The sequence below is a fragment of the Verticiella sediminum genome (assembly GCF_007558815.1).
In the GTDB taxonomy this organism is placed as follows: Bacteria; Pseudomonadota; Gammaproteobacteria; order Burkholderiales; family Burkholderiaceae_B; genus Verticiella; species Verticiella sediminum.
This window is the reverse complement of sequence record NZ_VLTJ01000029.1, coordinates 439,778-466,318: the sequence shown is the minus strand read 5'-3', so window position 1 is coordinate 466,318 and position 26,541 is coordinate 439,778. Positions and strand designations below refer to the sequence as shown.

28 protein-coding genes are annotated in these 26,541 nt (G+C 68.9%); 11 read left to right on the top strand and 17 right to left on the bottom strand.

Translation table 11 applies throughout. The annotated features are described in order from the left end of the window. Positions 1-52: 52 nt before the first annotated feature. From FOZ76_RS16665 to FOZ76_RS16655, 3 genes are read right to left on the bottom strand one after another with little or no spacing between them, the layout of a single operon-like run. Positions 53-724 (bottom strand): maleate cis-trans isomerase family protein, encoded by a 672-nt coding sequence (locus FOZ76_RS16665; RefSeq protein ID WP_170235495.1) that lies wholly within the window; start codon positions 722-724, stop codon positions 53-55. Between the two features lie 2 nt (positions 725-726). Then, on the bottom strand, positions 727-1,311 hold the full coding sequence (locus tag FOZ76_RS16660; RefSeq protein ID WP_143949382.1) for a carboxymuconolactone decarboxylase family protein: 585 nt from the start codon (positions 1,309-1,311) through the stop codon (positions 727-729). After that, on the bottom strand, positions 1,308-2,372 hold the full coding sequence (locus FOZ76_RS16655) for a WD40/YVTN/BNR-like repeat-containing protein (protein ID WP_143949381.1): 1,065 nt from the start codon (positions 2,370-2,372) through the stop codon (positions 1,308-1,310). Before FOZ76_RS16655 ends, FOZ76_RS16660 begins: the two co-directional genes overlap by 4 nt. 107 nt (positions 2,373-2,479) lie before the next feature. Here FOZ76_RS16655 and FOZ76_RS16650 point away from each other — a divergent pair, with 107 nt between their 5' ends. After that, positions 2,480-3,445: a tripartite tricarboxylate transporter substrate binding protein gene (locus FOZ76_RS16650; protein WP_143949380.1), complete on the top strand. Its 966-nt coding sequence runs from the start codon at positions 2,480-2,482 to the stop codon at positions 3,443-3,445. 293 nt (positions 3,446-3,738) lie between these two features. Next, positions 3,739-4,614, top strand: coding sequence for an IclR family transcriptional regulator (locus FOZ76_RS16645; RefSeq protein ID WP_143949379.1), 876 nt, complete (start codon positions 3,739-3,741; stop codon positions 4,612-4,614). 130 nt (positions 4,615-4,744) lie between these two features. Here FOZ76_RS16645 and FOZ76_RS16640 read toward each other — a convergent pair whose 3' ends face one another. Genes FOZ76_RS16640 through FOZ76_RS16625 form a run of 4 tightly spaced genes read right to left on the bottom strand, consistent with a single transcriptional unit; the run spans position 4,745 to position 8,475 of the window. Further along, positions 4,745-5,527 (bottom strand): enoyl-CoA hydratase/isomerase family protein, encoded by a 783-nt coding sequence (locus tag FOZ76_RS16640; protein WP_246129568.1) that lies wholly within the window; start codon positions 5,525-5,527, stop codon positions 4,745-4,747. Beyond that, the gene (locus tag FOZ76_RS16635) at positions 5,524-6,480 is read right to left on the bottom strand and encodes a Bug family tripartite tricarboxylate transporter substrate binding protein (RefSeq protein ID WP_143949378.1); all 957 of its coding nucleotides are present in this window, start codon (positions 6,478-6,480) and stop codon (positions 5,524-5,526) included. Before FOZ76_RS16635 ends, FOZ76_RS16640 begins: the two co-directional genes overlap by 4 nt. 37 nt (positions 6,481-6,517) lie before the next feature. Then, positions 6,518-7,672: a CaiB/BaiF CoA transferase family protein gene (locus tag FOZ76_RS16630; RefSeq protein WP_170235494.1), complete on the bottom strand. Its 1,155-nt coding sequence runs from the start codon at positions 7,670-7,672 to the stop codon at positions 6,518-6,520. Between the two features lie 2 nt (positions 7,673-7,674). Then, positions 7,675-8,475 (bottom strand): enoyl-CoA hydratase-related protein, encoded by an 801-nt coding sequence (locus tag FOZ76_RS16625; protein WP_143949376.1) that lies wholly within the window; start codon positions 8,473-8,475, stop codon positions 7,675-7,677. On the opposite strand from FOZ76_RS16625, the gene FOZ76_RS16620 reads away from it, so the two are divergent. Beyond that, the gene (locus tag FOZ76_RS16620) at positions 8,476-9,390 is read left to right on the top strand and encodes an IclR family transcriptional regulator (RefSeq protein ID WP_143949375.1); all 915 of its coding nucleotides are present in this window, start codon (positions 8,476-8,478) and stop codon (positions 9,388-9,390) included. Positions 9,391-9,464: 74 nt separating this feature from the next. On the opposite strand, the gene rpsI is transcribed toward FOZ76_RS16620, so the two are convergent. Both rpsI and rplM read right to left on the bottom strand, forming a co-directional pair. Continuing rightward, the gene (gene rpsI, locus FOZ76_RS16615) at positions 9,465-9,857 is read right to left on the bottom strand and encodes a 30S ribosomal protein S9 (RefSeq protein ID WP_143949374.1); all 393 of its coding nucleotides are present in this window, start codon (positions 9,855-9,857) and stop codon (positions 9,465-9,467) included. Further along, the gene (gene rplM, locus FOZ76_RS16610; protein WP_143949373.1) at positions 9,854-10,312 is read right to left on the bottom strand and encodes a 50S ribosomal protein L13; all 459 of its coding nucleotides are present in this window, start codon (positions 10,310-10,312) and stop codon (positions 9,854-9,856) included. The genes rpsI and rplM overlap by 4 nt, the downstream gene beginning before the upstream one ends. Positions 10,313-10,854: 542 nt before the next feature. Between rplM and FOZ76_RS16605 the strand changes: the two genes are divergently transcribed. Next, positions 10,855-11,943 (top strand): Zn-dependent alcohol dehydrogenase, encoded by a 1,089-nt coding sequence (locus tag FOZ76_RS16605; RefSeq protein ID WP_143949372.1) that lies wholly within the window; start codon positions 10,855-10,857, stop codon positions 11,941-11,943. A gap of 163 nt (positions 11,944-12,106) precedes the next feature. On the opposite strand, the gene FOZ76_RS16600 is transcribed toward FOZ76_RS16605, so the two are convergent. Further along, complete coding sequence (locus FOZ76_RS16600; RefSeq protein ID WP_143949371.1) at positions 12,107-12,637, bottom strand: hypothetical protein; 531 nt, start codon at positions 12,635-12,637, stop codon at positions 12,107-12,109. Positions 12,638-12,817: 180 nt separating this feature from the next. On the opposite strand from FOZ76_RS16600, the gene FOZ76_RS16595 reads away from it, so the two are divergent. Further along, the gene (locus FOZ76_RS16595; protein WP_143949370.1) at positions 12,818-13,414 is read left to right on the top strand and encodes an IMPACT family protein; all 597 of its coding nucleotides are present in this window, start codon (positions 12,818-12,820) and stop codon (positions 13,412-13,414) included. A 42-nt stretch (positions 13,415-13,456) separates the two neighbouring features. On the opposite strand, the gene FOZ76_RS16590 is transcribed toward FOZ76_RS16595, so the two are convergent. From FOZ76_RS16590 to FOZ76_RS16570, 5 genes are all read right to left on the bottom strand, one after another. Continuing rightward, positions 13,457-14,596 (bottom strand): GNAT family N-acetyltransferase, encoded by a 1,140-nt coding sequence (locus FOZ76_RS16590; RefSeq protein WP_143949369.1) that lies wholly within the window; start codon positions 14,594-14,596, stop codon positions 13,457-13,459. A gap of 149 nt (positions 14,597-14,745) precedes the next feature. Continuing rightward, the gene (gene dinB / locus FOZ76_RS16585) at positions 14,746-15,954 is read right to left on the bottom strand and encodes a DNA polymerase IV (RefSeq protein ID WP_143949368.1); all 1,209 of its coding nucleotides are present in this window, start codon (positions 15,952-15,954) and stop codon (positions 14,746-14,748) included. A 58-nt stretch (positions 15,955-16,012) separates the two neighbouring features. Continuing rightward, the gene (locus tag FOZ76_RS16580) at positions 16,013-17,116 is read right to left on the bottom strand and encodes a cupin domain-containing protein (protein ID WP_143949367.1); all 1,104 of its coding nucleotides are present in this window, start codon (positions 17,114-17,116) and stop codon (positions 16,013-16,015) included. Positions 17,117-17,135: 19 nt separating this feature from the next. Continuing rightward, entirely contained in the window at positions 17,136-17,546 is a 411-nt protein-coding gene (locus FOZ76_RS16575) for a nuclear transport factor 2 family protein (protein WP_143949366.1), read from the bottom strand. 18 nt (positions 17,547-17,564) lie between these two features. Then, a complete protein-coding gene (locus FOZ76_RS16570; RefSeq protein WP_143949365.1) occupies positions 17,565-18,560 on the bottom strand; it encodes a Bug family tripartite tricarboxylate transporter substrate binding protein in 996 nt (331 codons plus the stop codon). A 269-nt stretch (positions 18,561-18,829) separates the two neighbouring features. On the opposite strand from FOZ76_RS16570, the gene FOZ76_RS16565 reads away from it, so the two are divergent. From FOZ76_RS16565 to hpaH, 3 genes are read left to right on the top strand one after another with little or no spacing between them, the layout of a single operon-like run. Then, positions 18,830-19,825: an ornithine cyclodeaminase family protein gene (locus FOZ76_RS16565; protein ID WP_246129567.1), complete on the top strand. Its 996-nt coding sequence runs from the start codon at positions 18,830-18,832 to the stop codon at positions 19,823-19,825. A gap of 22 nt (positions 19,826-19,847) precedes the next feature. Beyond that, positions 19,848-20,699, top strand: a complete 852-nt coding sequence (locus FOZ76_RS16560; RefSeq protein ID WP_143949363.1) for a fumarylacetoacetate hydrolase family protein — start codon at positions 19,848-19,850, stop codon at positions 20,697-20,699. Next, entirely contained in the window at positions 20,696-21,514 is an 819-nt protein-coding gene (gene hpaH, locus FOZ76_RS16555) for a 2-oxo-hept-4-ene-1,7-dioate hydratase (RefSeq protein WP_143949362.1), read from the top strand. Before FOZ76_RS16560 ends, hpaH begins: the two co-directional genes overlap by 4 nt. 81 nt (positions 21,515-21,595) lie before the next feature. Here the strand turns inward: hpaH and FOZ76_RS16550 are convergent, their stop codons facing one another. Beyond that, positions 21,596-22,546 carry a LysR family transcriptional regulator gene (locus FOZ76_RS16550; RefSeq protein WP_143949361.1) on the bottom strand — a complete coding sequence of 317 codons (951 nt, stop codon included), beginning with the start codon at positions 22,544-22,546 and terminating at the stop codon, positions 21,596-21,598. A 67-nt stretch (positions 22,547-22,613) separates the two neighbouring features. On the opposite strand from FOZ76_RS16550, the gene FOZ76_RS16545 reads away from it, so the two are divergent. Beyond that, positions 22,614-22,874, top strand: coding sequence for a YkgJ family cysteine cluster protein (locus FOZ76_RS16545; protein WP_143949360.1), 261 nt, complete (start codon positions 22,614-22,616; stop codon positions 22,872-22,874). Between the two features lie 132 nt (positions 22,875-23,006). Beyond that, positions 23,007-23,891: a TauD/TfdA dioxygenase family protein gene (locus tag FOZ76_RS16540; protein WP_143949359.1), complete on the top strand. Its 885-nt coding sequence runs from the start codon at positions 23,007-23,009 to the stop codon at positions 23,889-23,891. 147 nt (positions 23,892-24,038) lie between these two features. On the opposite strand, the gene FOZ76_RS16535 is transcribed toward FOZ76_RS16540, so the two are convergent. Continuing rightward, positions 24,039-25,013 (bottom strand): LysR family transcriptional regulator, encoded by a 975-nt coding sequence (locus FOZ76_RS16535; RefSeq protein WP_143949358.1) that lies wholly within the window; start codon positions 25,011-25,013, stop codon positions 24,039-24,041. Positions 25,014-25,113: 100 nt separating this feature from the next. Between FOZ76_RS16535 and FOZ76_RS16530 the strand changes: the two genes are divergently transcribed. After that, the gene (locus tag FOZ76_RS16530; protein ID WP_143949357.1) at positions 25,114-26,541 is read left to right on the top strand and encodes a CoA transferase; all 1,428 of its coding nucleotides are present in this window, start codon (positions 25,114-25,116) and stop codon (positions 26,539-26,541) included.

Genomic DNA, 26,541 nt, shown 5'->3' with positions numbered 1-26,541 from the left:
GGGGGTGCTGATTCGGATCAGTCTGTGCAAGTCGTCGGGCGTGCCTGGGGCATCAAGGCACGTATTGCATCGCGCGTTGTGCCGTGACCTGGATCGAGGACAGCACGGGTTTGCCGAAGCGCTCGGCGAGGGGGGCGATCACGCTCAGCGTGGGCAACTGCGAGCAGGCGATGAACAGGGCGTCGACGTCGGGCTCGAGCAACGGCTCGGCACGTGCGCGAACCTGTTCCGCGGTGATGCGGCCCAGGGCCTGCACGTCGGGCGCGAGGAAGCTGTCCAGGCGCTCGACGTCGATGCCGCCGGCCGCGAGAAAGCGGCGGATGCGCTCGTTGACGTCGTCCAGGTAAGGCGTGAGTACGTTGATGCGGCGCGCGCCGGCTTGCTGCAGCGCGTGGACCATGGCGCTGGCCGTGGTGACGACCGGTTTGCCGGTGACCCGGGCCAGATCGGCGGCGATCCCGGCGTCGCCTTCGGGGCCGAGGATGAAGCCGGCGGCCGTGCAGCCGTAGGCGATCACGTCCAGTGTGTCGCGATCGAACCGGGCGGCCAGTTCCACCGCCGCCGCCTTGTAGGCGGGCAGCGTTTCGGCGGTGAGCAGGCCGTTGCCGCGCGGCACGCGCAGCGTGCGACAGGTGCTGCCCGGCGGCAGCCAGCCCAGCATTTCGCCTTCCATGGTGGTGTTGTTGGCGGGCACCATGAGGCCCACGTTCAGGGGGGTGGCCATGTTCAGCCTCCGTCGGTTTTGCCCGGCAGGGGCGGGAGTGGCGGCGACACGCCCGCCGGCAGCGGGACCCGCGCCGTGTTCAGGACCATGGCGAGCAGGCTGTAGTAGCCGCAGAGCGCGATCAGGTCCAGGGCGCCCTGCCGGCCGTAGCGCTCGAGCACCGCCGCGAAGCTGGCGTCGCCGGCCTCCCCGCTGCGCAGGACTTCGCTGCAGAACCGGTGCACCTCGGCCTGTTCGGCGCTCATGCCGGGCGGGGTGTCGCCGCGCGCGATGGCGTCGATCACGGATGGCGGCAGGCTGGTCGTCTCGCGGGCGATGCGCGCATGTGCGAACCACTCGTACTGGCATTGCCAATGGCGCGCGACCAGCAGCACGGCGAGTTCGATCAGTTCGGGCGGCAGCCCGGTACCGAAGCGCAGATGCTCGCCCAGCCGCTGCAAGCGGCGCGCAAGCTCGGGGTGGTGCATCAGCGGCAGGAACGGTCCCTTGACGCTGCCGCGGGGGCCGGCGGCGATCTCCGCGGCGACGGCCGACTGCTGCGGCGTCATGTCGTCAGGGGCGATATCGGGAAAGCGGATCTGGTTCATGGCAGGGCGGTGTCGGAGGTGGGTGCAGGGGCGGTGACGGGCGGGCGTACCGTCAGGGAATGGGGCGGGCGGTCCGGTGCGACGGTGATCGGCCGCCAGCACAGCGCCCGGATCTCGCCGAACTCGTGCGGCAATCGCTCCCAGGCCAGCCCGCCGTCGGTGCTGCGGAACAACTGGCCGAGGTTGGTGGCGACGAAGACCAGGGCGGGGTCGAACGGGTGGCAGGCCACGCACCAGACGCTGCTGTTCAGCGGCCCCGGCAGCCCGGCGTCGCGCCACATGCGGCCGTAGTCCTCGCTGCGCAGCAGGCGTCCGGCGTTTCCGGGCGGGCCGTTGCCGTTGGCCAGGAACAGCACCGCGTCGTCGCCGGCGCCGGGCACGATGGCGCGCGTGTACTGCCATGGCGAGTCCAGGAGCTGGAAAGTCCAGGTGTCGCCTTCGTCCTCGCTGCGATGCAGGCCGCGGTTGGTCGTCGCGAAGAGGATCTTGCGGCCCTGGCCGTCCCGGATGCACGCCAGGCCGTGGACGTCGGCGGACACCAGGCCTTCGGACTGCGGCGTCCAGGTACGGCCGCGATCGCGGCTGCGGAAAATGCCGCCGATCTCGACCGAGGCCCACAGCGTGTCCGCATCCGTCGGGTCGAACAGGATCTGCGTGACCCGGGTCGGCCCCCTGTTGATCTCGGAGAACGCCGCGAGGCCCGGCACCCTCAGTTCTTCCCAGTGCGCACCGCCGTCTTCGCTGCGCAAGAAGCCCGCCGGGCGAGTGCCCGCGTACAGGGTGTTCGGATCGCGCGGATCCTGCGCCAGGGCCCAGACATCCTGCATGGGAGAGGCGATGGCCGTCCAGCGTGCGGTGCGCTCGCTCCAGCGGAACACACCCATGTCGGTGCCGGCATACAGATGCTCCGGCGCATCGGGATGGTGGCAGAACGTCCAGACCCGGGCTTCCAGATACATGCCGGAATGGCTGTTGGGATGTACCCAGGTCTGCCCGCAGTCGTCGCTGAACCATGCGGAATGGCCGGCAGTCCCGGCGTAGACCTCGATCCGTTGCTTCATTGCTCTTGCGTCTCCTGTGCCCGCCTGCACCCGGTTGGTCATTGGCTGTTGTTAAATATTATCCTACCATGTAGGAAAAATTACTATTCAACCCAAGGAGACCCAGCATGCGATATCTGTACAAGGCCGTGGCGGCCACGGCCATGGCGCTCGCCGCCGCCTCGGCAGCCGCCGCCGACTTCCCGACCCGGCCCATCCGCATCGTCATCGGCTTCCCGCCGGGGGGAGCGATCGATACCATCGCGCGCACGATCGCACCCCGGATGGCGGAGTCGATGGGGCAATCCGTGCTCATCGACAACCGGCCGGGCGCCGGCGGCGTCATCGGCACCCAGGCCGTCGCCCGGGCCGAACCGGACGGCTACACGGTGTTCATGGGCACCATGGGCAACTTCGCGATCACGCCGTCGCTCATGACGAACCTGACGTTCAGCATCGAGAAGGACTTCGACCCGGTGACGCTGGTCGCTTCGTCGGGCTTCGTGATCTACGTGAACCCGAAGGTGCCGGTGAACACCGTGGACGAGTTGGTCGCCTATGCGCGTGAACGGCCCGGCCAGGTGCACTTCTCGTCCAGCGGCAACGGCGGGCTGCCGCACATGGCGGCCGAGATGTTCAATTCCGCCGCGGGCGTGGAGATGGTCCACGTGCCGTACAAGGGCAGCAGTCCCAGCATCAACGATCTGGTGGCCGGGCAGGTGCAGCTCACCTTCGAGGCGGCCGCCATCGGCATCCCGTTCGTGCAGGCGGGGCGCCTGCGCGCGATCGCCACCACCGGCGAACAGCGGCTTGCCGCGCTGCCGGACGTTCCCACGGTGAACGAGACGCTGCCCGGTTTCGTCGTCACCAACTGGTTCGGCATGGCCGTGCCGGCCGGTACACCGCCGGCGGTCATCGACCGTCTGCAGCAGGAGGTGCACAAGGCCATCTACCTGCCCGAGGTGCAGGCTACGCTGCAGGCCCAGGGAGTGGAGCCGGTGGCCGATTCGCCGCAGGCGTTCGCGAGCTTTCTGCACGAGGAGACCGAGCGCTGGGCCAAGGTGATCAAGGACGCCGATATCAAGATGGAGTGACGCCGCGGCCCGCCGTTCGCCGCCCCGGCCTCGCGGGGGGCGACGGGTGTCGCAGGGGGTTCTGTTTAATCCGATATTGCGGGATATTGTTGAGAAGGGGCGGCGCGCCCGCGCTTGCGCGGCTGCCGCCGGCAAGTCGCGGGTCGCACCGCCCGGCGAACAATGCGTGCTGGTATATTTCGCGCTCGGATCCCACGATCCGCGATTCGAGATCAGACGATGGCATCGGCGGCGTCGCATCGGGCCGACGCGCCGGCGGGGACGCGGGCCGTCAAGGGTGAACAAGGAACGAAATGGCCAGAAATGCTCCCGCCAAACGCACGCCGTCCGGGCGCGATGCGGCGGCCGCCAAGGCGTCGGAGAAGGACGGCGACGCGCAGAGCAGCCTGGAGCGGATGCTCGGACTGCTGGATATCTTCACGCCTTCCGCACCCGTGCGGCCCGTGACGGATCTGGTCAACTACCTGGGTACTTCGCGCTCGACCTCGTACCGCTACATCAAGGCGCTCCACGAGGCCGGGCTGATCGAAGCCGTGGCGAACGGGCACTACGTGCTGGGCCCCCGGATCGTGGAGTTCGATCGACAGATCCGCTTGGCGGACCCGCTGTACCGGGTGGGTGGGCAGGTCTTGCCGTCCCTGGTCGAGCTGACGGGCCATTCGGCCCTCCTGTGCGCGCTCTACCGCGACTCCGTGATGTGCATACGCGAGCATCTGGCCGAAGGCGCTCCCCCCACGCTGTTCTCGCGCGGGCAGCGGCGGCCGCTCTTCACCGCCGCGGCCTCGAAAATCATCCTGCCGTATGTTCCGCCGCATCGCCTGCGCCGCATCTTCGAGCAGCATCAGCGCAGCATCGCCCTGGCGGGACTGGGCACCGATTGGCAAGGTTTTCGCAGCACGCTCGCCGGCATCCGGCGCAAGGGCTACGTCGTGACTTACGGCGAATTCAATCCTGGCGTGTTCGGTGTCTCGGCGCCGTTGTTCAATGCGGACGAACTGGTGATCGGAAGCATCGGCATCGCCGGTTCCCAGGAACGGCTAGACAGCAAGAAACTGCCGGCTTTCTGCGAAGCCGTCGTTGCTGCCGGCAAGCATCTGAGCGAGCTGCTCTCGCATGCCGACGCCGACCTGGTGCGCCCGCCCCGCGCGTTCGGCTCGGTGACGCCGTAGCCGGCCGGTCGACGGGGCGGGCCGGCTCCCGGCTCATGCACAACCGGATGCGGTGGCCTGCGAGTCCTGTATTGCACTGAACTCGGGCCTTCTTGCCGGTGCGCAGTTCAGCCGGGGCCGCGACAGCGTCTTACTTCCCGCGGAACTGCGGCAGCCTGCGTTCCGCCATGGCCTGGACGCCTTCCCGGAAATCCTCGGTGGCGAACTGCGCCAGTTGGAGTTTGCGCTCACGCTCGTTCACGCGCTGTACCTCATCCGCGAGCCCTGCCCGCAGGGTGGCTCGCGTGCTTGTCACCGCGAGCGGGGCGGAGGCGGCGATCTCGGCGGCCAGGGCCAGCGCATGCACTCGTACCTTGTCTTCTTCGGCCAGGACGTCAGCCAAGCCGATGCGCACCGCCTCGGTGCCGTCGATGCGGCGGCCCGTGTAGAGGAGCAAGCTGGCCTGCTGCGGGCCGAGCAGTCTGGGCAGGGTGACGCTCAGCCCGAACCCCGGGTGGAAACCCAAGCGGTTGAAGTTGGCGGAGTATCGAGCTTGGGAGCAGGTGACGCGGAAGTCGGCCGCCAGCGCCAGCCCCAGGCCGGCGCCGATGGCGGCGCCGTGGACGGCGGCCACCACCGGTTTGCTCGTCCGGAACAGGCGCATCGCCTGCGTATACAGGGACTCGGGGTCATTGGCCCCGCCGCCGAAGTCGGCGCCTGCGCTGAAGGCGCGTCCGCGCGCCGCCAGCACGATGCAGCGCACGCCGGGGTCCGCATCGAAGGCTTCGAGGGTGTCCGCCAAGGCTGCCAGCAAAGGCGCGTTCAAGTAGTTGTAGGGCGGGTGCGCGAGCTCCAGCAGCCCGACATGTTCGTGGCCCGAGTCCAGGCGGTGCAGCCCCGACGAGGGGTCCGGAATCATGGAGGAAGCGCTCATTGTGGTTCGATCCCCGCGATCTCGACGTATTGCTTCCATTTCTCGCGCTCTTCCCGCTCGAATCGCGCGAGTTCGTCCAGCGTCACTTCTTCCGGGGCAAATGCGAATTCTCTCAGGCGCGCGTGCAGCGGCTCGGTGGTGATGGCCTCGTTGATCCACTGGTTCAACGTCTGTTGCGTCTCCAGCGGTGTGGCAGTCGGCACCGCGATGCCCAGGAAGCCGCCGCGGATGGTGAAGTCCGGGACGCTTTCCCCAATCAAGGGGACGTCCGGAAAGCGTTCCAGGCGAGTATCGCTGTGCGCGGCGAGCGCACGCAATTGTCCTGACGAGACGAAGCCGTCGCCTTGCACCGTGTCGGTGAACACGACCTGGATCTGGCCGGCGATCAGATCGGCCATGGCCTGGCCCACCTGCTTGTAGGGAATCCCGGTGAGTTCGATGCCGGCTTCGTGTGCGAACAGCGCGCCGGTGACCTGCGACGTGGCATTGAAGTAGCCGTAGTTGATCGTCCCCGGTCGGCCTTTCGCTGCCTCGATGAAAGCGGGCAGGTCCTTGTAGGGCGCGTCGGGCCGGACCAGCATGTAGGTCGAGCCCGGACCGAACGAGCCGACCAGGCGAAAGTCTTCGCCGGGGTCGTAAGGCAGGTTGCGAAAGAGGCTGGGGTTGGCCAGATGCGTCGAGGTGGTCGCGAGCAGCAGCACCGAGCCGTCCGCAGGCGCGTTGCGCACGGCCCCTACGCCGATGATGCCGCTCGCGCCCGGGCGATTGTCGACCACCACGGTGCGACCGGTCTTCTTGGTGAGGAACTCGGCCAGCAGCCGCGCAGAGATGTCGCCCGATCCGCCCGGCCCGAAAGGCACGATGATCTGTATCGGCTTGTCCTGAGCCCATGCGGGCACCCCGCTCGCCAGCACCGCCGCGGCCAGCAATTGCAGCCATTGTCTCCTGCGCATCGTTGTCTCCTGTTTCTGGTCGATGTTTGCCGCGCTTTCAGCGCAGGCCTTTGCAAAGCTCTTGTGTATGCTCGCCGAGCTCGGGCGCGCGGGAGTTCACCGGCGGGCGATGGCCGTCGAACGACACCGGCAGCCCGACGATGTCGAGGCCCAGGCCGGGGATGGTCTGGAAGATGCCGAGCGCCTGCGTCTGCGGCTGGGCCATGACCTGCTCGAAGTCCTGCACGGGGCTGCACGGGATGCCGGCCTGTTCCAGCGCATCGATCCACACGGCCGACGAGCGTTGCCGGAACAGCGTGTGAAGTTCGGCCAGGAGTTCGGCTTTGTGCTGCACGCGCAGGGCATTGCTGGCGTAGCGCGGGTCCTGTGTCCAGGCCTCCCGGCCGACGATGCGTGCGAGTTTCGCGAACAGGCGGTCGTTGGCCGCGGCCACGAGCACTTCCCCGTCGGCCGTCGGGAGTGCCTGGAAAACGACGACGTTCGGATTGCCGCTGCGATGCCGGGCGGGCTGTTCGCCCGTGGCCTGGAAGCCGGCCAGCAGGACCTGCAGCCATCCCAGCGCGGTTTCGAAGAGCGAGGTGTCGACCACGCAGCCGCGCTGGGTACTCGCGCGCTGAAAGAGCGCTGCGATGCAGCCCAGGGCTGCCCATACCCCACTGCCGAGATCGAGCACCTGCATGCCCACGCGGGCGGGTGGCCCGTCCTGCGCCCCGTTGACGCTGAACAGCCCTGCATACGCTTGCACGATGGGCTCGTAGCCGGGGCTCAGATGCTTGGGACCTTTGTGGCCGAACGCGGAAAGCGAGCAGTAGACCAGGCGCGGATTGGCGGCGCAGAGCACATCCGGCCCCAGTCCGAGTTCCGCCAGCGCCCCCGGCCGCATGTTCTGGACGAATACGTCGGCTTCGGTCGCGTAGTCGCGCAGCCAGCGCACGTGCTCGGGCGACTTCAGATCGAGCACGATGCTGCGCTTGCCGTGGTTCATGGCCTGGAACGTCGTGGCCGTCTCGCGCCAGAACGGCGGCCCCCAGCCGCGCGCATCGTCGCCGGTGCCCGGTCGCTCGACCTTGACGACGTCCGCGCCCAGCGTGGCGAGGATCTCGCTCGCATAGGGGCCGGCAATGTTTTGCCCCATCTCGATGACGCGTATTCCGCGCAGGGGGTGGATGGCGGTCGGTTGTTGACCTTGCATGATCATCTTCCCGTAAAGCGGGGCGCGCGCTTCTCCAGGAAGTGCCGTACGCCCTCGCGAAAGTCTTCGGTGTCTCGGCACGCGGCGATCTCGCGATCGGCGGCTTGCGTCGCTACGCCGAGCGTCTGGTAGCGGGCCTCGTTGACTTGGCGCTTCATGACGCGCACCGAGCGCGGCGACGTGGTGCCGGCAAGTTCGCGGGCCTTCAGCAGCACGGCGTCCATGAAGCCTTGCGCCGGGAGGCAGTGCACGAGCCCCATGCGGTCCGCTTCCTCGGCCGTCAGCGTCCTGCCGCTCAGCAGCATGTCCATCGCATGCATCGGCCCGATGAGCCGGGGCAGCAGCCACGCGATCCCATGCTCGGCGGCCAGCCCGCGCCGGGCATACGGCGCTGCGATCTTCGCGCCTGCTGCTGCGTAGCGCAGGTCGCAGTACAGTGCGATGCACAGCCCGACGCCGACGGCTGCGCCGTTGATGGCGGCGATCAGCGGCTTCTCGATCTGCCCGATGTACCCGTAGCGCTGCGCTTCGTCCCGCGCATCGCCGGACCGACCCGGGATATCGCCGTCGCCCGGCATCTGCATGTCGATGCCGGCGCAGAAGGCGCGGCCTGCGCCGGTGAGTACGATGCAGCGGACCTCGTCGTCCTGCGCCGCGGTATCGAGCGCCTGCCGCAGCGACGCTTCCAGCGTGCGCGTCCACGCGTTCAGGCGGTCCGGACGGTGGAAGGTGATGACGGCGACGCGCTGTTCGACGCGATAGTCCAGGTCGGGGAATCGTCTTTCGGTGCTTTGTTCTGCCATATGCTGCATTCCTGTTGCGCTTGCCAGCCAGTATCGGGAAGCCGGAACGCCGCGACAAGATTAGAATTTCGGAATGCGAAATTACGAAAAATCAGCATGGTTGCGGTGATGTCCACGCGAGCCCGTTCACGAGCGAGCGGCAGCTTCGTCAGGAGCACACCGGGCAGCCAGTCGCTGGAGCGCGGACTGGCCTTGTTGAGAGCGTTTCGCGTGGGCGGCGGGGCGCTCTGCAATGCGGAGCTCGCCGCGCGCGCGGGCCTGCCGCGTCCGACCGTCAGTCGCCTGACGCGCTCATTGGTCGACGCCGGATTCCTGGCCTACGACCACGGCGAGCGAGGCTACCGGCTGACGGCGGTCTGCCTCGGCCTGGCGCAGGCATATCGAAGTTCGGAGCGCCGGTTGGAAGTCGCGCTGCCGCTCATGCGCGGGCTGGCGGAGGGGCGCCGTGTGAATGTCGGCCTGGCTCAGTCCGATGGGCCCGACATGATCTACCTGGAGTCGGTCCGCTTGAGCCGCCTGGGCATATTCCGCCGCATCGTTCCCGGGTCGCGCATTCCCATGAGCTTGACGGCGCTGGGCCGGGCGTTTCTGGCCGGCCTGCCGGCTGGCGAACGGAAAACCATGCTGCGGCGCTTGCGGCAGACACACGGAGCAGCGTGGCCGAGCGTGCAGGCCGAGATAGACGCGGCGATACGCTCGGTGCGGGAGGTGGGGCTTTGCCGGGCGGAATGGCAGGCCGGCATGACCTCTTTGGCGGTACCGCTGCGCGCGCCCGACGGCGTCCTGTATGCGATCAACATCAGCTTTCCGGAGCCGCTGCCGCATGTGGAAGAAGCGACGGTGGCCGAGTACGGCCGACTGCTGATCGCATTGGCCGCCGAAGTCCGTGCCGCCTGGCTGCGGGCGGAGTGCTGATAAAAAAAACGCCCCGGCATGCCGGGGCGTTTTTCCTGCCGGGAGCAGCCATACGAGCCTGCTCCGGGAAGCGATCAGCGCTTGCTGAACTGCTTGCGGCGACGTGCCTTGTGGAAGCCGACCTTCTTGCGTTCGACTTCGCGGGCGTCGCGCGTGACCAGACCGGCTTGCGAGAGCGTCGGCTTGAGCGTCGCGTCGTAGTCGATCAGCGCGCGGGTGATGCCGTGGCGCACGGCGCCGGCCTGACCCGATTCGCCACCGCCCTGCACGTTGACCTTGAAGTCGAACGATTCGAGGTGGTTGGTGAGTTCCAGCGGCTGGCGCACGACCATGCGGCCGGTTTCGCGGCCGAAGTACTCGTCGACGGGCTTGCCGTTGATGATGATTTGGCCCGTGCCCTTCTTCAGGAACACGCGGGCGACGGACGTCTTGCGACGGCCAGTGCCGTAATTCCAGTTACCGATCATGCGCGGCTCCTCTTGGCGACGGCGGAGGCGAGCTCGAGCGGCTTGGGCTGCTGAGCGCTGTGCGGGTGCTCCGCGCCGGCGTAAATCTTCATCTTCTTGATCATCGCGTAACCGAGCGGGCCCTTGGGCAGCATGCCCTTGACGGCCTTCTCGATCGCACGGCCCGGGAAGCGCTGTTGCATCTTCTCGAACGTGGTTTCGGTGATCCCACCGGGGTAGCCCGAGTGGCGGTAGTAGCGCTTGTCCAGCGCCTTGTTCCCGGTAACGACGATATCGGCAGCGTTGATGATGACGATGTAATCGCCCGTGTCGACGTGGGGCGTGTATTCCGGCTTGTGCTTTCCGCGCAGACGGTGTGCGACTTCGCTGGCCACACGACCGAGGACTTTGCCCTTCGCGTCGATCACATACCAGTCACGCTTCACTTCGGCCGGCTTGGCAACAAAGGATTTCATGACGGTCAATCCAAAAGAGTGAAAAAGGAGCTTTCTTCCGTGGGCCAGGACGTTATGCCTCGTCCGTGCCCGATCATCGCAGCAGGCACACCGGCCAGAACCGGGACATTGCCTTGCCGCCGTGGGCGGCTTGCCGTTGCGATTGCCTAAGACCCCGACTGCCGTATCTTTCCGTTTGGCCGGATGGCTACTAGACCATCACTGCGAAAAGGGCTGTGTGCCGCTATGCAATGCAATGCGCCGCGGTGCTGCCGGCCCATTGCCACGTCGCGCCGCGGCCATCATTGCGCCTTGGCTGCTCGCAAGAGCTATGTGCAACACGTGGGGGAATTTGGAAAAAAGCCCTTGATACTAACTCGGCGTGCGGAGAAACGCAATAGGGGGTGGGTCGTGGCGAGAGGCTCGGGCTCCGAGGCGCCGTGCGGGCACGGCGGCCGTGTTCCGCCATGCAGCACGGACGCGGGTTTTCCGCCATGGCCGCGGGGGCCGCCGAGCGACAATGATGCGTTTTCAATGATCGATCGCCAAGGAGAATGGTCCCCATGAAAGCCGCAGTCCTCGTCGAGCCCCAGCAACCCCTGGTGATCCAGGACATCGCCGTGCGCAAGCCCGGCCCGCGCGAAGTGCTGATCCGCACGGCCGCGGTGGGCGTGTGCCACTCCGACCTGCACTTCACGGACGGCATCTATCCCACGCCGGTGCCGGTGGTGCCGGGCCACGAAGCGGCCGGCGTCGTCGAGGCGGTGGGCAGCGAGGTGGGCACCGTCAAGCCCGGCGATCACGTCGTCACCTGCCTGTCGATCTTCTGCGGCTACTGCGAGCATTGCGTGAGCGGTTTCCTGTCGCGTTGCGTCAGCCCGCGCGTGCGCCCGCAGCCTGACGACGAGCCGCGCCTGGTGCGCGAGCAGGTGCCGGTGCAGCAACTGCTGGGGCTGGGCGCATTCGCCGAGCAGATGCTGGTGCACGAGAACGCCTGCGTGGCGATCCGTCGCGACATGCCGCTCGACCGGGCCGCCCTCATCGGCTGCGCCGCGGTCACGGGCTACGGCGCCGTGACCCGCACCTCGCGCGTGCGTCCGGGCGATACGGTGGCCGTGATCGGCTGCGGCGGAATCGGCCTGTGCGCCATCAACGCAGCGGCGATTGCGGGCGCCGGGCGCATCATCGCGATCGACCGGGTGCCGGGCAAGCTCGAACTGGCGCGCGCTTTCGGCGCCACCGACACGGTCCTGGCCGATGGGGATGTCGTCGCCGACGTGGTGGACATGACGAACGGCGGCGTGCATCACAGCTTCGAGGCGGTCGGCCTGAAGGTGACGACGGAGCAGGCTTTCCGCATGCTGCGCCGGGGCGGTACCGCCAACGTGATCGGCATGATCCCGCCGGGCGTCAAGATCGAGCTGCGCGGCACCGACTTCCTGTCCGAGAAGCGCATCCAGGGCAGCCTGATGGGCTCGAACCGCTTCCCGGTGGACATGCCGGGGCTGGTGGACTTCTACCTGCAGGGCAAGCTGCACCTGGACAAGCTCATCGCCTCGCGCATCGGCCTGGAGAGCATCAACGACGCCCTGGACGAATTGCGCCGGGGCGAGCTGGCGCGTTCGGTCGTGGTGTTCGACGGCGTGGCCTGAAGCGGCTAGCCGATCACGTCATCCCAGGTATCCATGGCGCTGCGCGCCCGCCCCGGCGTATGAAGCGGTGGTGATGCGATCCAGGGCACAGCGGATCCGGCTTTGCCGGTCCGCCAGTGCCGCCCCTGGGGGGCGGGCGTCAGCGCGTAGGGGGGCTTGCCTCTCAGGCGCGGATCACCTCGGTGCGGCCATCGGCGTCGCGATACACCAGGAGCTGGCCCCGGTAGCCCAGGTGGCCGCAGGTCGTGGCGATCACGGCGCCCACGAGCAGGGCGGTCAGCGTCCACCACGCAGCCCAGCTCAGGCTCTCGGGCGCGAGCAGCAGGCCTTCCGCCGCGGCGGAAGCGGCCATGCCGAAGATCCCGCCCGCCGACGAGGTGAAGATGTACACCGTGAGCAGCGTGGTCAGCGCCCAGGACAGCAAGCCGTGCAGGGCGCCGTAGTTGTTGGCGAAGCGACCGGCGAAATAGGAACCGCAGGCGACGGCCGCCGCGGTGCTCGCGACCACCCACAGGCCCGTGTACGGGCCGGTGCCCGCACCGGAGCCCGGTGCGAGCGGATTGGCCAGCGTGACGGTGACGGCGGTGCCGAGCACCCCGAGAAGCAGGTAGACGACGAGCGACAGGCTCACGCCCGCGAAGATCGCTCCCCAGCTCATGCGCGGTGTTTGGCTCTGGGCGACGACGGTATTCATGGAATGTTTCTCCCTTGCACGAGGCCAGGCAACGGACAGTGGCTTGGCGCTCGGGGAACAAGCATTTTCCGTACCGCCCTGTTCGAGGCCGCGGCGCGTGGCCGGCATGCGCCCGCCCTGGCTATAGTGTGGGCAGGCCGCGCTGCCCCGGCGCGTCTGCTTGCCTTTACCTGCCTGTACATGAGTGCCGTCCTTACCCTGGCTACCCTAGCCGAGTACCGCGAGGAGATCCGCAAGAGCCGCTTCGCCGCGTTCGCCGCGCCGGTCGATACGCCCGAGGCGGCGCTCGCCTTTCTGGCCGAGGTGGCCGACCCCGCCGCTACGCACAACTGCTGGGCCTATCGGATCGGCCGGCAGTACCGCTTCCAGGACGACGGCGAGCCCACCGGCACGGCGGGCAAGCCCATCCTCCAGGCGATCGAAGGCGCGCAGTGCGATCGGGTCATGCTCGTGGTCACGCGCTGGTTCGGTGGGGTCAAGCTCGGGACTGGCGGGCTGGTGCGCGCCTACGGCGGGTGCGCCGCGGCCTGCCTGCGCAACGCGTCATTGGTCCCCTGGGTACCGATGCGCGAAGGCGAGCTGGACTGCGGTTTCGCCGAGTTGCCCCTGCTGCGCGCTCGCCTGGCCGAGCTGGACGCCCGCCTGCAGGACGAGCGCTATGGCGCCGAGGGTGTCAGCGTGAGGCTGGCCGTACCGGAGGACCGGGCGCAGGCTGCGGCGAGCCTGGTGGTGGACTTGACGCGAGGCCGCAGCGCCGTGGTCTGGACCGACGGGTGAGCGCTGGGCGCCCGGGCGCCGCCCGCGACGGCGCGGCCGGCCTCACTCGGGCGCCGGCGCCCGATGGAACGGCAGCAGCTCGCGGGCGTCTCGCGCGTAGTCCTGCATATACACCCGCTCCTCGGCCAGGAAGTCGGCCACCGCGTTCGCCAGCCTGGGTTCGGCCAGCCAGTGGAACGAGTGCGTCAGCACCGGCTCGAAGCCGCGCGGGATCTTGTGCTCGCCCTGCGCGCCGGGATCGAAGCGCGTCAAGCCGTGCGCGAGGCAGTATTCGATGCCCTGGTAGTAGCAGGCCTCGAAATGCAGGTTCGCGAAGTCGTCGAGCGCGCCCCAGTAGCGCCCGTACAGCGTGTCGGCCGAGCGCAGGCACAGCGCCGCGGCCACATAGCGGCCTTCATGGGTGGCCAGCGTCATCACCACCTGTTCCGGCATGTCGCGCGCCATCGCCGCGAAGAACGCCTGGTTCAGATAACCGGCGTGTCCCGAGCGCTTCTCGTAGGTGTCGCGATAGCACTGGTAGAACACCTGCCAGTGGTGCGGCTCGAGCTGTGTGCCGTCCAGGGTGGCCAGGTCCACGCCTTGTTCCGCGACCAGCCGGCGCTCGCGCTTGACCGTCTTGCGCCGGCTCTGGCGGAAGCGGCCGAGAAAGCCGTCGAAGTCGCCGTAGCCGCGGTCGAACCAGTGATACTGGCACCCCAGGCGGTGCAACAGGCCCGTCGACGCCCAGGCGGGCGCTTCGCTGTCGTCGGGAAAGAGCAGGTGCCAGGACGAGACCTGCCCCCGCTCGGCCAGCGCGCGCACGGCGGCGTAAGCCTCGCCGGCGAGGGTGGCGTCCAAGGCTGCCGTGCCCGTCAGCAGCCGGCGGCCGGCGGCCGGCGTGAACGGTACCGCCGTCACCAGCTTGGGGTAGTAGCGCAATCCGGCCCGGTGGGCCGCGTTGGCCCAGCCGTGGTCGAACACGTATTCGCCGTAGGAATGCGACTTGGCGTAGAGCGGCAGCACCGCCGAAGCGCCCTCGCGAACCAGGTGCGCGGGCTGCCAGCCGCTGTCCTGCGAGGCCGACCCGCTCGCCTGCAGCGCGCCCAGGAACGCCGCGCTCAGCGTGGGGTCGCCGGCGGCGAGCTGCGCCCAGCGCTCGGCATCGATATCGGCAAGGGAGGGGGAAGGTTTCCAGGTGGACACGGCGGTGCTGGGAAGACATCGGCCCGGATGGACGGCCGATGTGGGGATGGTAGCACCGCTGCCATGGATTGCCCGTGCGCTGCCGCGGATGCGCAGCCCGCCGCCGCGGCGGCGGGCTTGCGCAGGCTCATGGCGGCTGCCTCGCGGGCTCAGTCCAGATCCTCGAACAGCGGCAGCGACTCGGGGCTCCCGCGGCCGCGCGCCGGGCGCGGCTCGGCCGGGATCGCGTCGTTGGCGGCGAGCGTGCCCACGCGCACGCCCAGCAGCCGGATGCGGCGGGTCAGCTCGATGCGCTTGAGGCATTGCCCGGCGGCCCAGCGGATGGTGCCGGCGTCGGCGGTGTAGGCGTCCAGGCTGTGGTCGCGGGTGACGGTGCGAAAGTCGTCGAAGCGCAGCTTGAGCCCGATGGTGCGGCCGACCAGGCCGTGGCGCGCGAGGTCCGCAGCGACTTTTTCGCACAGGCCGGTGAAGATGCCGCCCAGCGTGTCGCGGTCCAGGCGCGCGTGCAGGTCGCGCTCGAAGGTGGTTTCCCGGCTGACCGACTTGGGGTCGCGGTGGGTGACGACCGGACGCTCGTCCCGGCCATGCGCGGCTTCGTGCATCCAGGCGCCGGTCGACTTGCCGAACTTGGCGATCAGCCAGGCGGGCTCGACGGCGGCGAGTTCGCCGATGCTGCGGATGCCGGCCTGCTCGAGCTTTTCGCGCGCCTTGGGCCCGATGCCGTTGATGCGTCCCGGCGGCAGCGGCCAGATGCGCGCGGCGATGTCGTCCATGTCGAGGACGGTGACGCCGCCGGGTTTGTCCAGGTCGGAACACAGCTTGGACAGGAGCTTGTTGGGCGTCACGCCGAGCGAACAGCTCAGGCCCGTGGCGTTGCGCACCGCCTGCTGCAGGCGCTGCCCGAGTGCCCGGGCGCCGGCCAGGCGGTCGTCGGGCGTGGCGTCGAACGCGCCGGGCACGTCCGTGAGGTCGATATAGATCTCGTCGATGCCGCGGTCCTCGATCACCGGCGCGATCTCGGCCACGGCCTCCTTGAAGCGGTGCGACATGCGCCGGTACTCCTCGAAGTCGGCGGGCAGCAGGATGGCGTCCGGTGCCAGCGCGGCAGCCTTCATGAGGCCCATCGCGGAATGCACGCCGAGGGCTCTGGCTTCGTAGGAGGCCGTGGTGGCCACGCCGCGCCCGACGTAGTCGCGCAGGCGCGGCCAGGTGGAAAGGTCTTCGGGGTCGGCTTCGAGCGGCTGGCGGCGGCGGCCGCCCACGACCACCGGCAGCCCGCGCAGGAAGGGGCGGTGCAGCAGTTCCACGGACGCGTAGAAGGCGTCCATGTCGAGGTGGGCGACGAGACGGCGGGACATGGTGCGAGGATTGGCATCGCATTATCCCCCAATCCGGGGCGCCGCCCGCCCGGCGCGCTCAGTCGCCGGCCTGCCGGGGCCCGACGTAGCCGGTCTGGCCAGGCTCGGAGCCCAGGGTCAGGATCGGCCCGTCCATGCGTTCCTGCCAGATCAGGGACTCCATCCCGATGTGCAGCGGGTGATCCTGTATGGTCAGGATGCTGGCGCCCTCCGGCGAGATGAAGTGGGCATGCTCGGACCATCCGGGCGCCGAGAGCAGCAGGTCGCCGGCCTGCCACGCGATCGTATGGCCGTCCACGATGCTGTGTCCGCTGCCCTGGAAGTGGTAGTTGATCGCCACCGAGCTGTGCCGGTGGCCCCTGCCGGGCTTGCGCGGCGGTGACCCGGGCGGGACGCGGGTCATGGTCGCGAAAAAGCTGTGGGTGGTGCCGTTGCGCCGTTCGGTGGCCGGGTTGTAGAGCAGCATGATGGTGCGCTTGCCGTCCCCCGGCTCGCCGGACAGTTGGGTTGCCACCGCTTCCCAGGGCCAGACGAGGGGGCGGTTGTCGACGACCTGGATGTCCGTGAGGAACTCGTAGCCGCGGATGCGGCCGCCGTCCGCGACCGCCACGTCCGGGGCCGTGCCGCGCGTGTAGGCCGCCGCCGCCTCGGCCTGGGGGCGCGGCCCGGCGTCGGACAGGCCGTCGCCGTGCTCCACGTAAAGTACGCCCAGCCGCTGCAACAGCGGCGCGTTGGAGTACGACAAGCGGACCCAGGGCTCATCGCCGTCGTTGCGGTGCCAGTGGCGCTGCATGGAGGGGATCATGGCGACGTCCCACCGGCCCAGCGTCATCGCGCGCTCTGCCACGTGCACGGTGCCCGTCCCCCGGATGCACAGCTCGACCTGGCCGGCGTTCAGGCGCAGGGGCGCGGTCTCTTCGCCCGGCAGCAGGACCTGGATCGCGACCTGAACGCCGGGCGCGAAGCCGGGCACCTCGCCGGACTCGGGGTGGACGATGAGGGTGCAGCGGCGGCCGCCCGCCGGTGCCGGCCCATGGGAGAGCCGCGCGATTTCGGCCTCGATGGCGGCGGCCGGGACGCGTACGGGGGTCCAGGGAGTGGAGTTGGGTGGAATGGTGCCGCTGACGTCCATGAGGCGTGCGGCAGTCGGGTCCTGGGTCATGGTCGGGCTCCGGGATCGGTCAACGGGTGGGCGGTGTCGCCGACAGGGCTCGGCGACTGCGTTTGTCGGCGATGCGCCAACTGCCGTCCTGGCAGTCCAGCACATCCGTGCACTCGAGGATCGCCGCGAGCCTGGGCTCGCCTGCCGCGCCGTCGTCGCCCGCCAGCGCTTCGAACGCGGTGAGGTAGTACGTCGCCAGCCATTGCGTCTCACTGGTCTGCCGTATGCGCATGTTGCTCACCAGGTGGCAGGTGCTGCGATTGGCGGGGCGCGCGTCGAGCGCGGCGAGCGCCTCGTCCGGGCCGGTCAGTAGACGGCCTTGCCGCAGCCAGGTGCCGGCGGGTGCGAACAATGCCGCGGCCCCCGCGTGATCGCGCCGGTCGAGCGCGTGAAAGAAGTCCAGGACCAGGGCCTGCACGGGATTCTGCATGTCGTGCTCCGGTGTGCGCTATTCGGGCTGGATGCCCGCGCGCTGGATGATCTGCGCGTAGCGCTCTTTCTCCTGTCGAACGAAGTCGCGCGCCTGCGCGACCGTGCCCGGCTGCGGGTAGGTGCCGAACTCCCGGAAACGCCGGGCCACCTCGGGCTTGGCGAGGACGCGATTGACGTCGGCATTGATCTTTTCGATCAAGGGTTCGGGCAGGCCGGCAGGCGAGGCCACGACGAACCAGCCGGTCACGACCAGGCCGGGGTCCACGTCGGTCGCGAGCGGAAAGGCCTCGAGCCCGTCGAGGCGGCGATCGGCGAATACCGCGATCGGCCGTACCCGGTCGGCCTCGACCATGCGCAGCAGTGGCGCGACGCCGTCCACGTAGTAAGGCACGTCGCCGCCGACTACCGCCTGCACGCCATTGCCGGAGAAGGGCACCGGGAACAGCCTGGCGCCCACCTGCTGGTTGAGCAGTTCGCCGGCCAGGTGCGCGCTGGTGGTGCGGCCCGGATTGCCCAGGTCGACTTCGCCAGGTTTCGCGCGGCTGGCTTCGATCACTTCGGCGAGGCTGGTGGCCGGCGCGCCGGGGTTGGCCACCATCGCGATGGGCGTATAGCCGACGGTGGCGATGGTGTCGAAGTCGCGTTCGATGTCGTATCGCGCGCTCTTGAAGGTCACGGGTGTCACGACGGCCGCGCTGGCGTGCACCAGCGCCAGGGTATGGCCGTCGGCGGGCGCCTGGCGGGTCGCCTCCAGGCCGATGATGCCGCCGGCGCCCGGACGATTCTCCACGACCACCGTCTGCTGCCACAGCTCGCCGAGCTCATGGGCGAGGATGCGGGCGATCACGTCCGGCGCCGAGCCTGCGGCCAGCGGCGCGATGAGCCTGACGGGTTTGTCGGGCCAAGCCGCGAATGCGGGGCCGGCCGCCGCGAGCGCGAGCCCGGCGCCGATTGCGCCGAGCAGCCGTAGGGCGCGCCGGCGCGCCTGCCCGCCGATTCGTTTGCCTTGCATGGCGTGTCTCCTTTGTCTTTATGGGGCTCCTGCGGGAAGCCGTTGCGTACGACCCGCATGTCGAGGACCGAACTATAGGAGGGCACATGGGCGGCTTCAATGCACGCATGGGAACAACTGTTGTTCCGGGCGCGAGCAGCCCGCGGCGCCTGGTATTGCAGGCTGTTCGTGGCTGGAACAGTAGTTGTTCCGCGCGCGGCATTGCCCCGCCGGTGCGCGCTGGCGCAGACTGCGCCGGATCCGAATGACCGACCTGGAGGAAAGGAGTGATGACGACTGCACTATGGCTGAGCGAGGCCGACGTGGCGGGCTCGGTGTCGTTGGCCGAGGCGATCGAGGCGCTGCAGGAAAGGACCGCGCAAGTGGCCGCCGGGCAAGGGGCCAACATAGAGAAAGCGCTGGGGACATTCGACGCGCGCAGTTCCCTGCACGCGTTGGGCGCGGTGCTGCCCGCCGCGGGATTCGGCGGATACAAGACCTGGGTCAACACGCCCGATGGCGCGAAGGCCTTGTATGCCCTGTTCGATACGCGCGCGGGCCGGCTGCTCGCCATGCTCGAGGCCAACGTGCTCGGGCAATTGCGCACCTCGGCCATGACCGGGCTGGGCACGCGATGGCTGGCGGCGGAGGATGCCGGCGACCTGGCCCTGCTGGGATCGGGCCGGCAGGCGCTGGCCCAGGTGGCCGCGATCCACGCGGTGCGGCCGCTGCGGCGCGTGCGCGTGTGGAGCCCGAGCGCCGAGCGCCGCGAGGCCTGCACCCGGGATCTGGTCGAGCGGCTGGGCCTCGATGTGCAAGCCTGCGATTCGATCGAGGCCGCGACGGCGGCGGCCGACATCGTGACCGTGGTGACGCGCGCGCGCACGCCGTTCCTTCAGGCCGGGATGATCGCCGACGGGGCGCACGTCAATGCCGTCGGCGCCATCCTGCCCGCCAACGCGGAACTGCATGCCGACGTGCTCGATCGCGCGGGCATCGTGGCGGTCGACGACGTCGCCAACGTGCGCAAGTCGTCCAGGGAATTCATCGATCGCTTCGGGACGGACGAGGGGCCGCAGGGCTGGGGCAGGGTCGCCACCATCGGGGACATCGTGCGCGGCGCCGTCACGCCGACGCGCGCGCCCGGCAGCATCTCGCTGTTCAAGGCGGTCGGCATGGGCGTATCGGACCTTGCGATGGCGATTCGTGCCTACCAGGCATGCCGGGAAACGGGCGCCGGGCTGCCCCTGCCCCTGACGCAGGGCGCCCGGATGCGGTTTTCCTGAGCGCCGCCGGGAGATTTCGACCATGAGACTTGCAAGCTATCGTTGGCAGGGCATCGAGGGGTGGGGGCAGGTGCTGGAGGCATCGATCGTGCCGCTGGCGGATGCCTGGCCGTGCATGCGGACGGCGCTGGCCGCGGGTGTGGACGCCATTGCCGCGGCTGCGGACGGCGCGCGTGCCCGCATCCCGCTGGAGGCTGTGGAATGGCTGCCGCCGGTGCCGCGTCCGGACAAGATTCTGTGCGTGGGCCTGAACTACGCGAGCCATGCCGGTGAGGCGGGCCGCGAGCTGCCGCGCTATCCGTCGCTCTTCCCGCGTTTCGCCGACTCGTTCGTGGGGCACGGCCAGGCCGTGGTGCGTCCGTCCTGCTCCGAGGCGTTCGACTACGAGGGAGAGCTCGGCGTGGTCATCGGCCGCCCGGTGCGCGGCGTGTCCGCCGCCGAGGCCATGTCCTGCGTGGCCGGATACTGCTGCCTGGCGGAGAATTCCGTACGCGATTTCCAGCGCCACAGCGCGCAGGTGACGGCGGGCAAGAACTTCGAGCGCAGCGGCAGCATCGGCCCGTGGATCGTGACCCGCGACGAGATCGATTCGCCGGCGGATCTGCGCCTCGTGACCCGTCTGAACGGCCAGGTGGTGCAGGACGCGAGCGTGGGCGACATGCTCTTCGACGTGCCCGCCATCATCGCGTATGTCAGTACCTTCACGACCCTGCATCCGGGCGACATCATTGCCACGGGAACGCCGCAGGGCGTCGGGATGAGCCGCAACCCGCCGCTGTGGATGGCGCCGGGCGACGTCCTCGACGTGGAGATCGCCGGCGTCGGGCTGCTGCGCAACCCGGTCGTGGCGTTCGAGCACGAGGTGCCGGCATGACGACCGAACGCAGACTGGACGCGCAAACGGTGGAGCATCTCGCGCAAGCGCTGGACCGTGCCCAGGCCTCGCGCCGGCAGATACGGCAGCTCGCGCTGGAGCATCCCGACATGACCGTGGCCGATGCCTACGCGGTCCAGCGCTGCTGGGTGACGCGGCAGGTCGAGGCGGGGCACCGCGTCATCGGGCACAAGATCGGCCTCACCTCGCGGGCGATGCAGCAGGCCTCGCAGATCGACGAGCCCGACTACGGGGTACTCCTCGATTCGATGCGCTTTGCCGAGGGCGGCGACATACCGGTCGAGCGCTTCATCGCGCCCCGGCTGGAGGTGGAACTCGCCTTCATCCTCGACGAACCGCTGCGCGGGCCGGGGGTGGAGCTGTGGGATGTGCTGCGCGTGACGCGCTACGTGGTGCCGGCGCTGGAAATCATCGATGCGCGTTCGCAGCAGATCGATCCCGATTCCGGCGCCCCGCGCACGGTGCGCGACACCATCTCCGACAATGCCGGCAACGCCGGCATCGTGCTCGGCGGGCGCCCCGTGCGTCCCGACGCGCTCGACCTGCGCCGCGTCGGCGCCCTGCTCGGGCGCAACGGCGTGATCGAGGAGACCGGGCTGGCGGCGGGTGTGCTGAACCATCCCGCGGCAGGCGTGGCCTGGCTGGCCAACAAGCTGGCCGCGCATGGCGCCTTCCTGGAGCCGGGCCAGATCATCCTCGCCGGCTCGTTCACCCGGCCGGTCCCGGCGCGCGCGGGCGATGTGTTCGCCGTGGACTACGGCGAACTGGGCTGGGTGAACTGCCGCTTCGTCTAGCGGCCTGTCAATGCTGCTGGGCTCGCCAAGGGTCCACAGCGCCGACAGGCCCAGGCCGGCGGGCAAGGGCAGCCCGCCCGTTCACCTCGGCAGCCGCGCGAGGCAGGCCCGCAGAAAGCCGACCGCTGCCGCGAGCTTGGGCGCCTTGTCCGAACGCTGCAGCAGCACGGCATACACCGCACGGTCGGGCGGCGCATGGTCTGGGAGGACCGGCACGAGGCGGCCCGCCTGCAGCGCCTCGTGCACCAGCCAGAGCGGGGCCATCATGATGCCGAGCCCGGCTTCGGCACAGGCCCGCACGGTATGCGAGTTGTCGCTGCAGAGGGTGCCGCTGACCATGACGTGCCCCACGTCGCCGTCCTGCCTGAACGGCCAGGCGCGGTTGGGCGAGGTGCCGCGCGACACCAGGCAGTTGTGCCGGACCAGGTCCGATGGGGTGCCCGGCGCGCCATGCTTGGCCAGGTAGCCGGGCGCGGCGCAGAAGAGCCGGCGATAGGGCGCGAGTTCGATCGCGATCAGGCCTTCTTCGAGCCGTTCGGCGATGCGTACCGCGATGTCGATGCGCTCCTGGAACAGGTCCAGGCGCGATATGGAGAAATTCAGGTCCAGGCTGAGCCCGGGGTTGTCCTGCAGGAAGGCCGGCACGTAGGGCCCGATGAACTCCGAGCCGAGCAACAGCGGCGCGGTGATGCGCAGATGGCCCGAAGGCTTGTCGCCGGCGTCGGCCAGTTCGGCGGCGGCGGCGTCGAGTTCGTCCAGGGCCCGCACGCAGCGTTCGTACAGCCGTTGCCCCGCCTCGGTGGCGAACAGCCCGCGCGTGTTCCGGTTGAGCAGCCGCTGGTTGAGGCGCGCCTCCAGCGACGCGACCCGCTTGGACACCGCGGCCGGCGTGACCCCCAGCCGGCGCGCGACCTCGGAGAAATTGCCCAGCTCGACGCTCTTCACGAAGATCCGCAGGGAGGTCATGTCCTCCAGTGCGGACTCGGCGGCGGTGCGGGTACCGAGGAACGGGGTGGGCGGCGTCGACGACATGCTGCATTCTAAGAGCAAGGCGGCGGCATGTCCCGGCCGGGCATACCCTGCCTGCTACAGTCTCGCCATGTACTGTCGTCCCCAATGCGGCGCCTGTTGCACGGCGCCTTCGATCTCCAGCGCGATCCCCGGCATGCCGCACGGCAAGCCGGCGGGGGTGCGCTGCGTGCAGCTCGATGAGCACGAACGCTGCCGCATTTTCGATCGTCCCGAGCGGCCGGCGGTGTGCGCCGGGCTGCAGCCCAGCGCGCAGATGTGCGGCGGCTCGCGCGAGCAGGCGATGCGCTGGCTGGGCGAGCTGGAGGCGTTGACCGCTCCATCCGCGTAGCGGCGCGTCAGCTCCGGGAGTCGGCCTGCCGGGCTCGACGCCTGGCCCCGCGTGGCTTGCACCCGAAAGCCCTCTTGCCCTCACGCCAAAATAAGAATTAGAATTCTCATTCTTAAAATAGAGGGCAGAGACATGGCAGCGATAGAAATTCGTCCGGTCACCGGCGGATGCGGGGTGGAACTGCGCGGGGTGCGCCTGGACCGTGCGCTGGACGAGGACACGCTGGCCACCATCCGGCAGGCCTACACGCAATACGGCGTGGTGTTCTTCCGCGACCAGGACATCACACCCGCGCAGCACCTCGCGTTCGCGCGCAGCCTGGGCGACATCGTGGTCAATCGATTCTTCATTCCGGTGGAAGGCCATCCCGAGATCGCCACGGTGAACAAAGGCGAGTTCGACACCGCCAACATCGGCGGGGATTGGCATACGGACCACAGCTACGACCAGATCCCGGCCATGGGGTCGATCCTCGTCGCGCGCGAGTTGCCCGCGTATGGCGGCGATACGCTGTTCGCCAACCTGAGCCTGGCGTTCAAGACGCTGTCGCCGGGCCTGCAGCGCACCTTGATGGGCTTGAAGGCGGTGCATTCGGCCGAACACGTCTTCGGCCGCAAGAGCCGCGCGGCGCAACTGGCCGAGCAGACCGGCAAGGCCATGTTCCGCAACGCGGATGCGGCCGAGGTCGAGGCCGTACACCCGGTGGTGATCGCCCATCCCGTGAGCGGCGAGCCGGTGCTGTACGTCAATCCGATCTTCACCCTGCGCTTCGAGGGCTGGACGGATGCCGAAAGCAAGCCGCTGCTGGACTATTTGTACCGACATGCCTCCCGGCCGGAACACACCTGCCGCTACACCTGGCGGCCCGGCTCCATCGCGATGTGGGACAACCGTTCGACCTGGCACTATGCGGCCAACGACTACCATGGCCAGCGCCGGCTGATGCATCGCATTACGCTCGACGGCTGCGCATTGCAGGCGTACGCCGGTGCAGCCGGTGCAGAGGCGGCGGCCTGATCCGGCATCGGCGCTTCGTTTCGCCGGGCGGGCGCCCGGGCCGTGGCTGCGGCAGGGGTCCAGACGCCGTTCCGGCGTCTTTACGGTGGATCCCCGATGCCGTGAGGCCAGCCGATGCAGCCAGCGGTCTCGCAGCCGCTGAAGGGCTCAACCGCTATCGACGCCGGGGTGCTTGCCTGTCGCCGCACAGTCGTCATGCTGTGCAGCGATGTCCGGTGAGGCGATATCCACCTGCAGCGCCCCCGCCACCTTGAGGAACGAGGCCAGCGCGGGGTTGTCGTCGCCCTTGCGCCAGGCCAGCGACACGCATTGGGATAGCCCCGCGGGGTCGTTGGACAAGGGCACATACCGCACGTCCGAATGGAGCAGCGAGGCCAGGTTGCCCGGAATCAAGGCCACTGCCACGCCCGCGGCAACCAGGCAGATGATGCTGGCGATCTGCGTGCATTCCTGTTCGATGTCGGGATAGAAGCCGGCGCTGGCGCAGGCCGAAATCAATTGCGCATGCGCGGCAGGAATCCGTTCGCGCGAAAAGGCGACGAAGGATTCGCGCGCCAGCTCGCGCAGGTCGATGATCTGCCGTCCCGCCAGAGGATGAGCCTTGGGCAGCGCCGCCATCAGGCGGTCGTACCGATACAGCCGGGTTTCGATGTCCGTCGCCTGGTACGGCAGCGGCGTGCGCAACAGACCCGCGTCGATATAGCGGCCGCGCAGCCGTTCTAGCTGATCCTTGGTGGTCATCTCGATCAGGCGCAGGCGCACCTGGGGATACTCTTGGCGGAATTGCCGTACCAGCTCCGGCATGAAGCCATAGCCGGTGCTGCCTATGAAACCCACCATCAATTGCCCGATCACGCCGTTGCGTACCGAATGTGTGCGGGCGACGGCGACCTCTTCGTAGCGCAGCCATTGATAGGCCTCGTCCAGGAACGCCCGCCCGGCCGGCGTCAGCGCCACCGAGCGCTGGTTGCGTTCGAACAAGGGCGTATCGAGATAAGCCTCCAGTTTCTGGATGGCCGTGCTGAGCGGCGATTGCGCCATGCCGACACGCTGGGCGGCGCGCCCGTAATGCAGCTCTTCGGCCACAGCGATGAATTGACGCAACAAACGACCGTTCAGCATATTGAGCTATTTAATGTCTCGTAGACCCCTGAATTATATGTTGGACAGCAATATGTACGACTCTTAGACTTTGCCGCTCGCGTCTTACCAGGATGAAGAAATGAGCGAGACAACCCACAGCGCGGACGAGACCTACGACGCCATCTCCGGTCTTCTGGCCTGCGAGCCCGCACTGGGGCAGGATGCTTCCCGGCGCCTGCATCTTTACGGCTGCGCGCCGGTCTTCGACAGCCCGCACAAAATCACCGTTGCGGCGGCGGCCTCCATCGGCGCCTACGCCCTGGGGGTCGAGCAGTGGCACCACCAGGCCACCGGCCAGCGCCAGACGATCGCGATCGACTGGATGCAGGCCGCCAGCTCGCTGAACCCCGGCCACTTCCAGACCCAGAGCGGCTATGCACTGCCGGCCTTGTCCCTGCTCACGGAACTGAAGGCCGACTACTACAGGACGGCCGACGGTCGCTGGTTCTTTCCGATCGGTTCCTACCCGCATTTGCGCGACGGCGTGCTCGACTTGCTGCAGTGTCCCAACACGTCCGCGGCGCTGGCCGAGTCGATCGCCCGCTGGAAGGCGGAGGACCTGGAACAGGCCTTCGCCGATCGCAAGCTGCCCGGCGTCTATTCGCGTTCGCCCGAGGAATGGCGCGCCCATCCTCAGGGCCAGTGGCTGGCGCAGCGGCCCGTGATCGAGATCGAGAAGATCGCCGACAGCGAGCCGGAACCGGCCCGCGCCGGCGAACGGCCGCTGGATCAACTGCGCGTGCTGGACCTGGGCCACGTGATCGCCGGCCCCGTGGTGGCGCGCTCGCTGGCCGAACACGGCGCGGACGTGCTGCGCGTGACCTCGCCCATGATCCAGGATCCGTTCCGCCAGACCATCGATACCAACATCGGCAAGCGTTCCGCCTTCATCGACCTGAACGCGCCCCGCGATGCCGCCAAGGCGCGCGAACTGGCCAGCGGCGCCGACGTGGTCGTGCAGTCGTGGCGGCCCGGCAGCATGCAGCGCCACGGGCTGGGCCCCGCCGACGTGGCGGCGATCCGCCCCGGCGTGATCTACGTCACCGTGACGGCCTTCGGCGACGGTGGCCCCTGGGGCGCGTGGGGCGGGTTCGAACAGTTGGGCCAGACGGCCGCGGGCATTTCGCACAGCGAGGCCGTCGACGGCCGCCCGCGTGTGGTGCCGCCCTATCTGCTGAACGATTACCTGACAGGCTACCTCGGCGCCGCCGGCGTCATGCTCGCCCTGCTGCGTCGCACCAGGGAAGGCGGCAGCTATCACGTCAAGGTCTCGCTGACCCGCACGTCGATGTGGGTGCAGAGCCTGGGCCTGCGCGCCGGCTTCGATCCGGCCCAGCCCCGGCGCCATTTCGCCGAGGGTCTGGAGCCGGTCATCGAGACGCGCGACTCGGCCTATGGCGTCCTGCAGCAGTTGCCGCCGGTGGCGCAGTTCTCGCGCACCCGCGCGCGCTGGGCCCTGCCGCCCGCACCGAACGGCGCCCACGCGCCGCAGTGGCTGGCACGCTGA

Excerpts from the sequence above, each read along its gene's own strand:
- FOZ76_RS16665 (WP_170235495.1), bottom strand. The coding sequence starts at position 724 with ATGGCCACCCCCCTGAACGTGGGCCTCATGGTGCCCGCCAACAACACC.
- FOZ76_RS16660 (WP_143949382.1), bottom strand. The coding sequence starts at position 1,311 with ATGAACCAGATCCGCTTTCCCGATATCGCCCCTGACGACATGACGCCG.
- FOZ76_RS16655 (WP_143949381.1), bottom strand. The coding sequence starts at position 2,372 with ATGAAGCAACGGATCGAGGTCTACGCCGGGACTGCCGGCCATTCCGCA.
- FOZ76_RS16650 (WP_143949380.1), top strand. The coding sequence starts at position 2,480 with ATGCGATATCTGTACAAGGCCGTGGCGGCCACGGCCATGGCGCTCGCC.
- FOZ76_RS16645 (WP_143949379.1), top strand. The coding sequence starts at position 3,739 with ATGGCCAGAAATGCTCCCGCCAAACGCACGCCGTCCGGGCGCGATGCG.
- FOZ76_RS16640 (WP_246129568.1), bottom strand. The coding sequence starts at position 5,527 with ATGAGCGCTTCCTCCATGATTCCGGACCCCTCGTCGGGGCTGCACCGC.
- FOZ76_RS16635 (WP_143949378.1), bottom strand. The coding sequence starts at position 6,480 with ATGCGCAGGAGACAATGGCTGCAATTGCTGGCCGCGGCGGTGCTGGCG.
- FOZ76_RS16630 (WP_170235494.1), bottom strand. The coding sequence starts at position 7,672 with ATGCAAGGTCAACAACCGACCGCCATCCACCCCCTGCGCGGAATACGC.
- FOZ76_RS16625 (WP_143949376.1), bottom strand. The coding sequence starts at position 8,475 with ATGGCAGAACAAAGCACCGAAAGACGATTCCCCGACCTGGACTATCGC.
- FOZ76_RS16620 (WP_143949375.1), top strand. The coding sequence starts at position 8,476 with ATGCTGCATTCCTGTTGCGCTTGCCAGCCAGTATCGGGAAGCCGGAAC.
- rpsI (WP_143949374.1), bottom strand. The coding sequence starts at position 9,857 with ATGATCGGTAACTGGAATTACGGCACTGGCCGTCGCAAGACGTCCGTC.
- rplM (WP_143949373.1), bottom strand. The coding sequence starts at position 10,312 with ATGAAATCCTTTGTTGCCAAGCCGGCCGAAGTGAAGCGTGACTGGTAT.
- FOZ76_RS16605 (WP_143949372.1), top strand. The coding sequence starts at position 10,855 with ATGAAAGCCGCAGTCCTCGTCGAGCCCCAGCAACCCCTGGTGATCCAG.
- FOZ76_RS16600 (WP_143949371.1), bottom strand. The coding sequence starts at position 12,637 with ATGAATACCGTCGTCGCCCAGAGCCAAACACCGCGCATGAGCTGGGGA.
- FOZ76_RS16595 (WP_143949370.1), top strand. The coding sequence starts at position 12,818 with ATGAGTGCCGTCCTTACCCTGGCTACCCTAGCCGAGTACCGCGAGGAG.
- dinB (WP_143949368.1), bottom strand. The coding sequence starts at position 15,954 with ATGTCCCGCCGTCTCGTCGCCCACCTCGACATGGACGCCTTCTACGCG.
- FOZ76_RS16580 (WP_143949367.1), bottom strand. The coding sequence starts at position 17,116 with ATGACCCAGGACCCGACTGCCGCACGCCTCATGGACGTCAGCGGCACC.
- FOZ76_RS16575 (WP_143949366.1), bottom strand. The coding sequence starts at position 17,546 with ATGCAGAATCCCGTGCAGGCCCTGGTCCTGGACTTCTTTCACGCGCTC.
- FOZ76_RS16570 (WP_143949365.1), bottom strand. The coding sequence starts at position 18,560 with ATGCAAGGCAAACGAATCGGCGGGCAGGCGCGCCGGCGCGCCCTACGG.
- FOZ76_RS16565 (WP_246129567.1), top strand. The coding sequence starts at position 18,830 with ATGACGACTGCACTATGGCTGAGCGAGGCCGACGTGGCGGGCTCGGTG.
- FOZ76_RS16560 (WP_143949363.1), top strand. The coding sequence starts at position 19,848 with ATGAGACTTGCAAGCTATCGTTGGCAGGGCATCGAGGGGTGGGGGCAG.
- hpaH (WP_143949362.1), top strand. The coding sequence starts at position 20,696 with ATGACGACCGAACGCAGACTGGACGCGCAAACGGTGGAGCATCTCGCG.
- FOZ76_RS16550 (WP_143949361.1), bottom strand. The coding sequence starts at position 22,546 with ATGTCGTCGACGCCGCCCACCCCGTTCCTCGGTACCCGCACCGCCGCC.
- FOZ76_RS16545 (WP_143949360.1), top strand. The coding sequence starts at position 22,614 with ATGTACTGTCGTCCCCAATGCGGCGCCTGTTGCACGGCGCCTTCGATC.
- FOZ76_RS16540 (WP_143949359.1), top strand. The coding sequence starts at position 23,007 with ATGGCAGCGATAGAAATTCGTCCGGTCACCGGCGGATGCGGGGTGGAA.
- FOZ76_RS16535 (WP_143949358.1), bottom strand. The coding sequence starts at position 25,013 with ATGCTGAACGGTCGTTTGTTGCGTCAATTCATCGCTGTGGCCGAAGAG.
- FOZ76_RS16530 (WP_143949357.1), top strand. The coding sequence starts at position 25,114 with ATGAGCGAGACAACCCACAGCGCGGACGAGACCTACGACGCCATCTCC.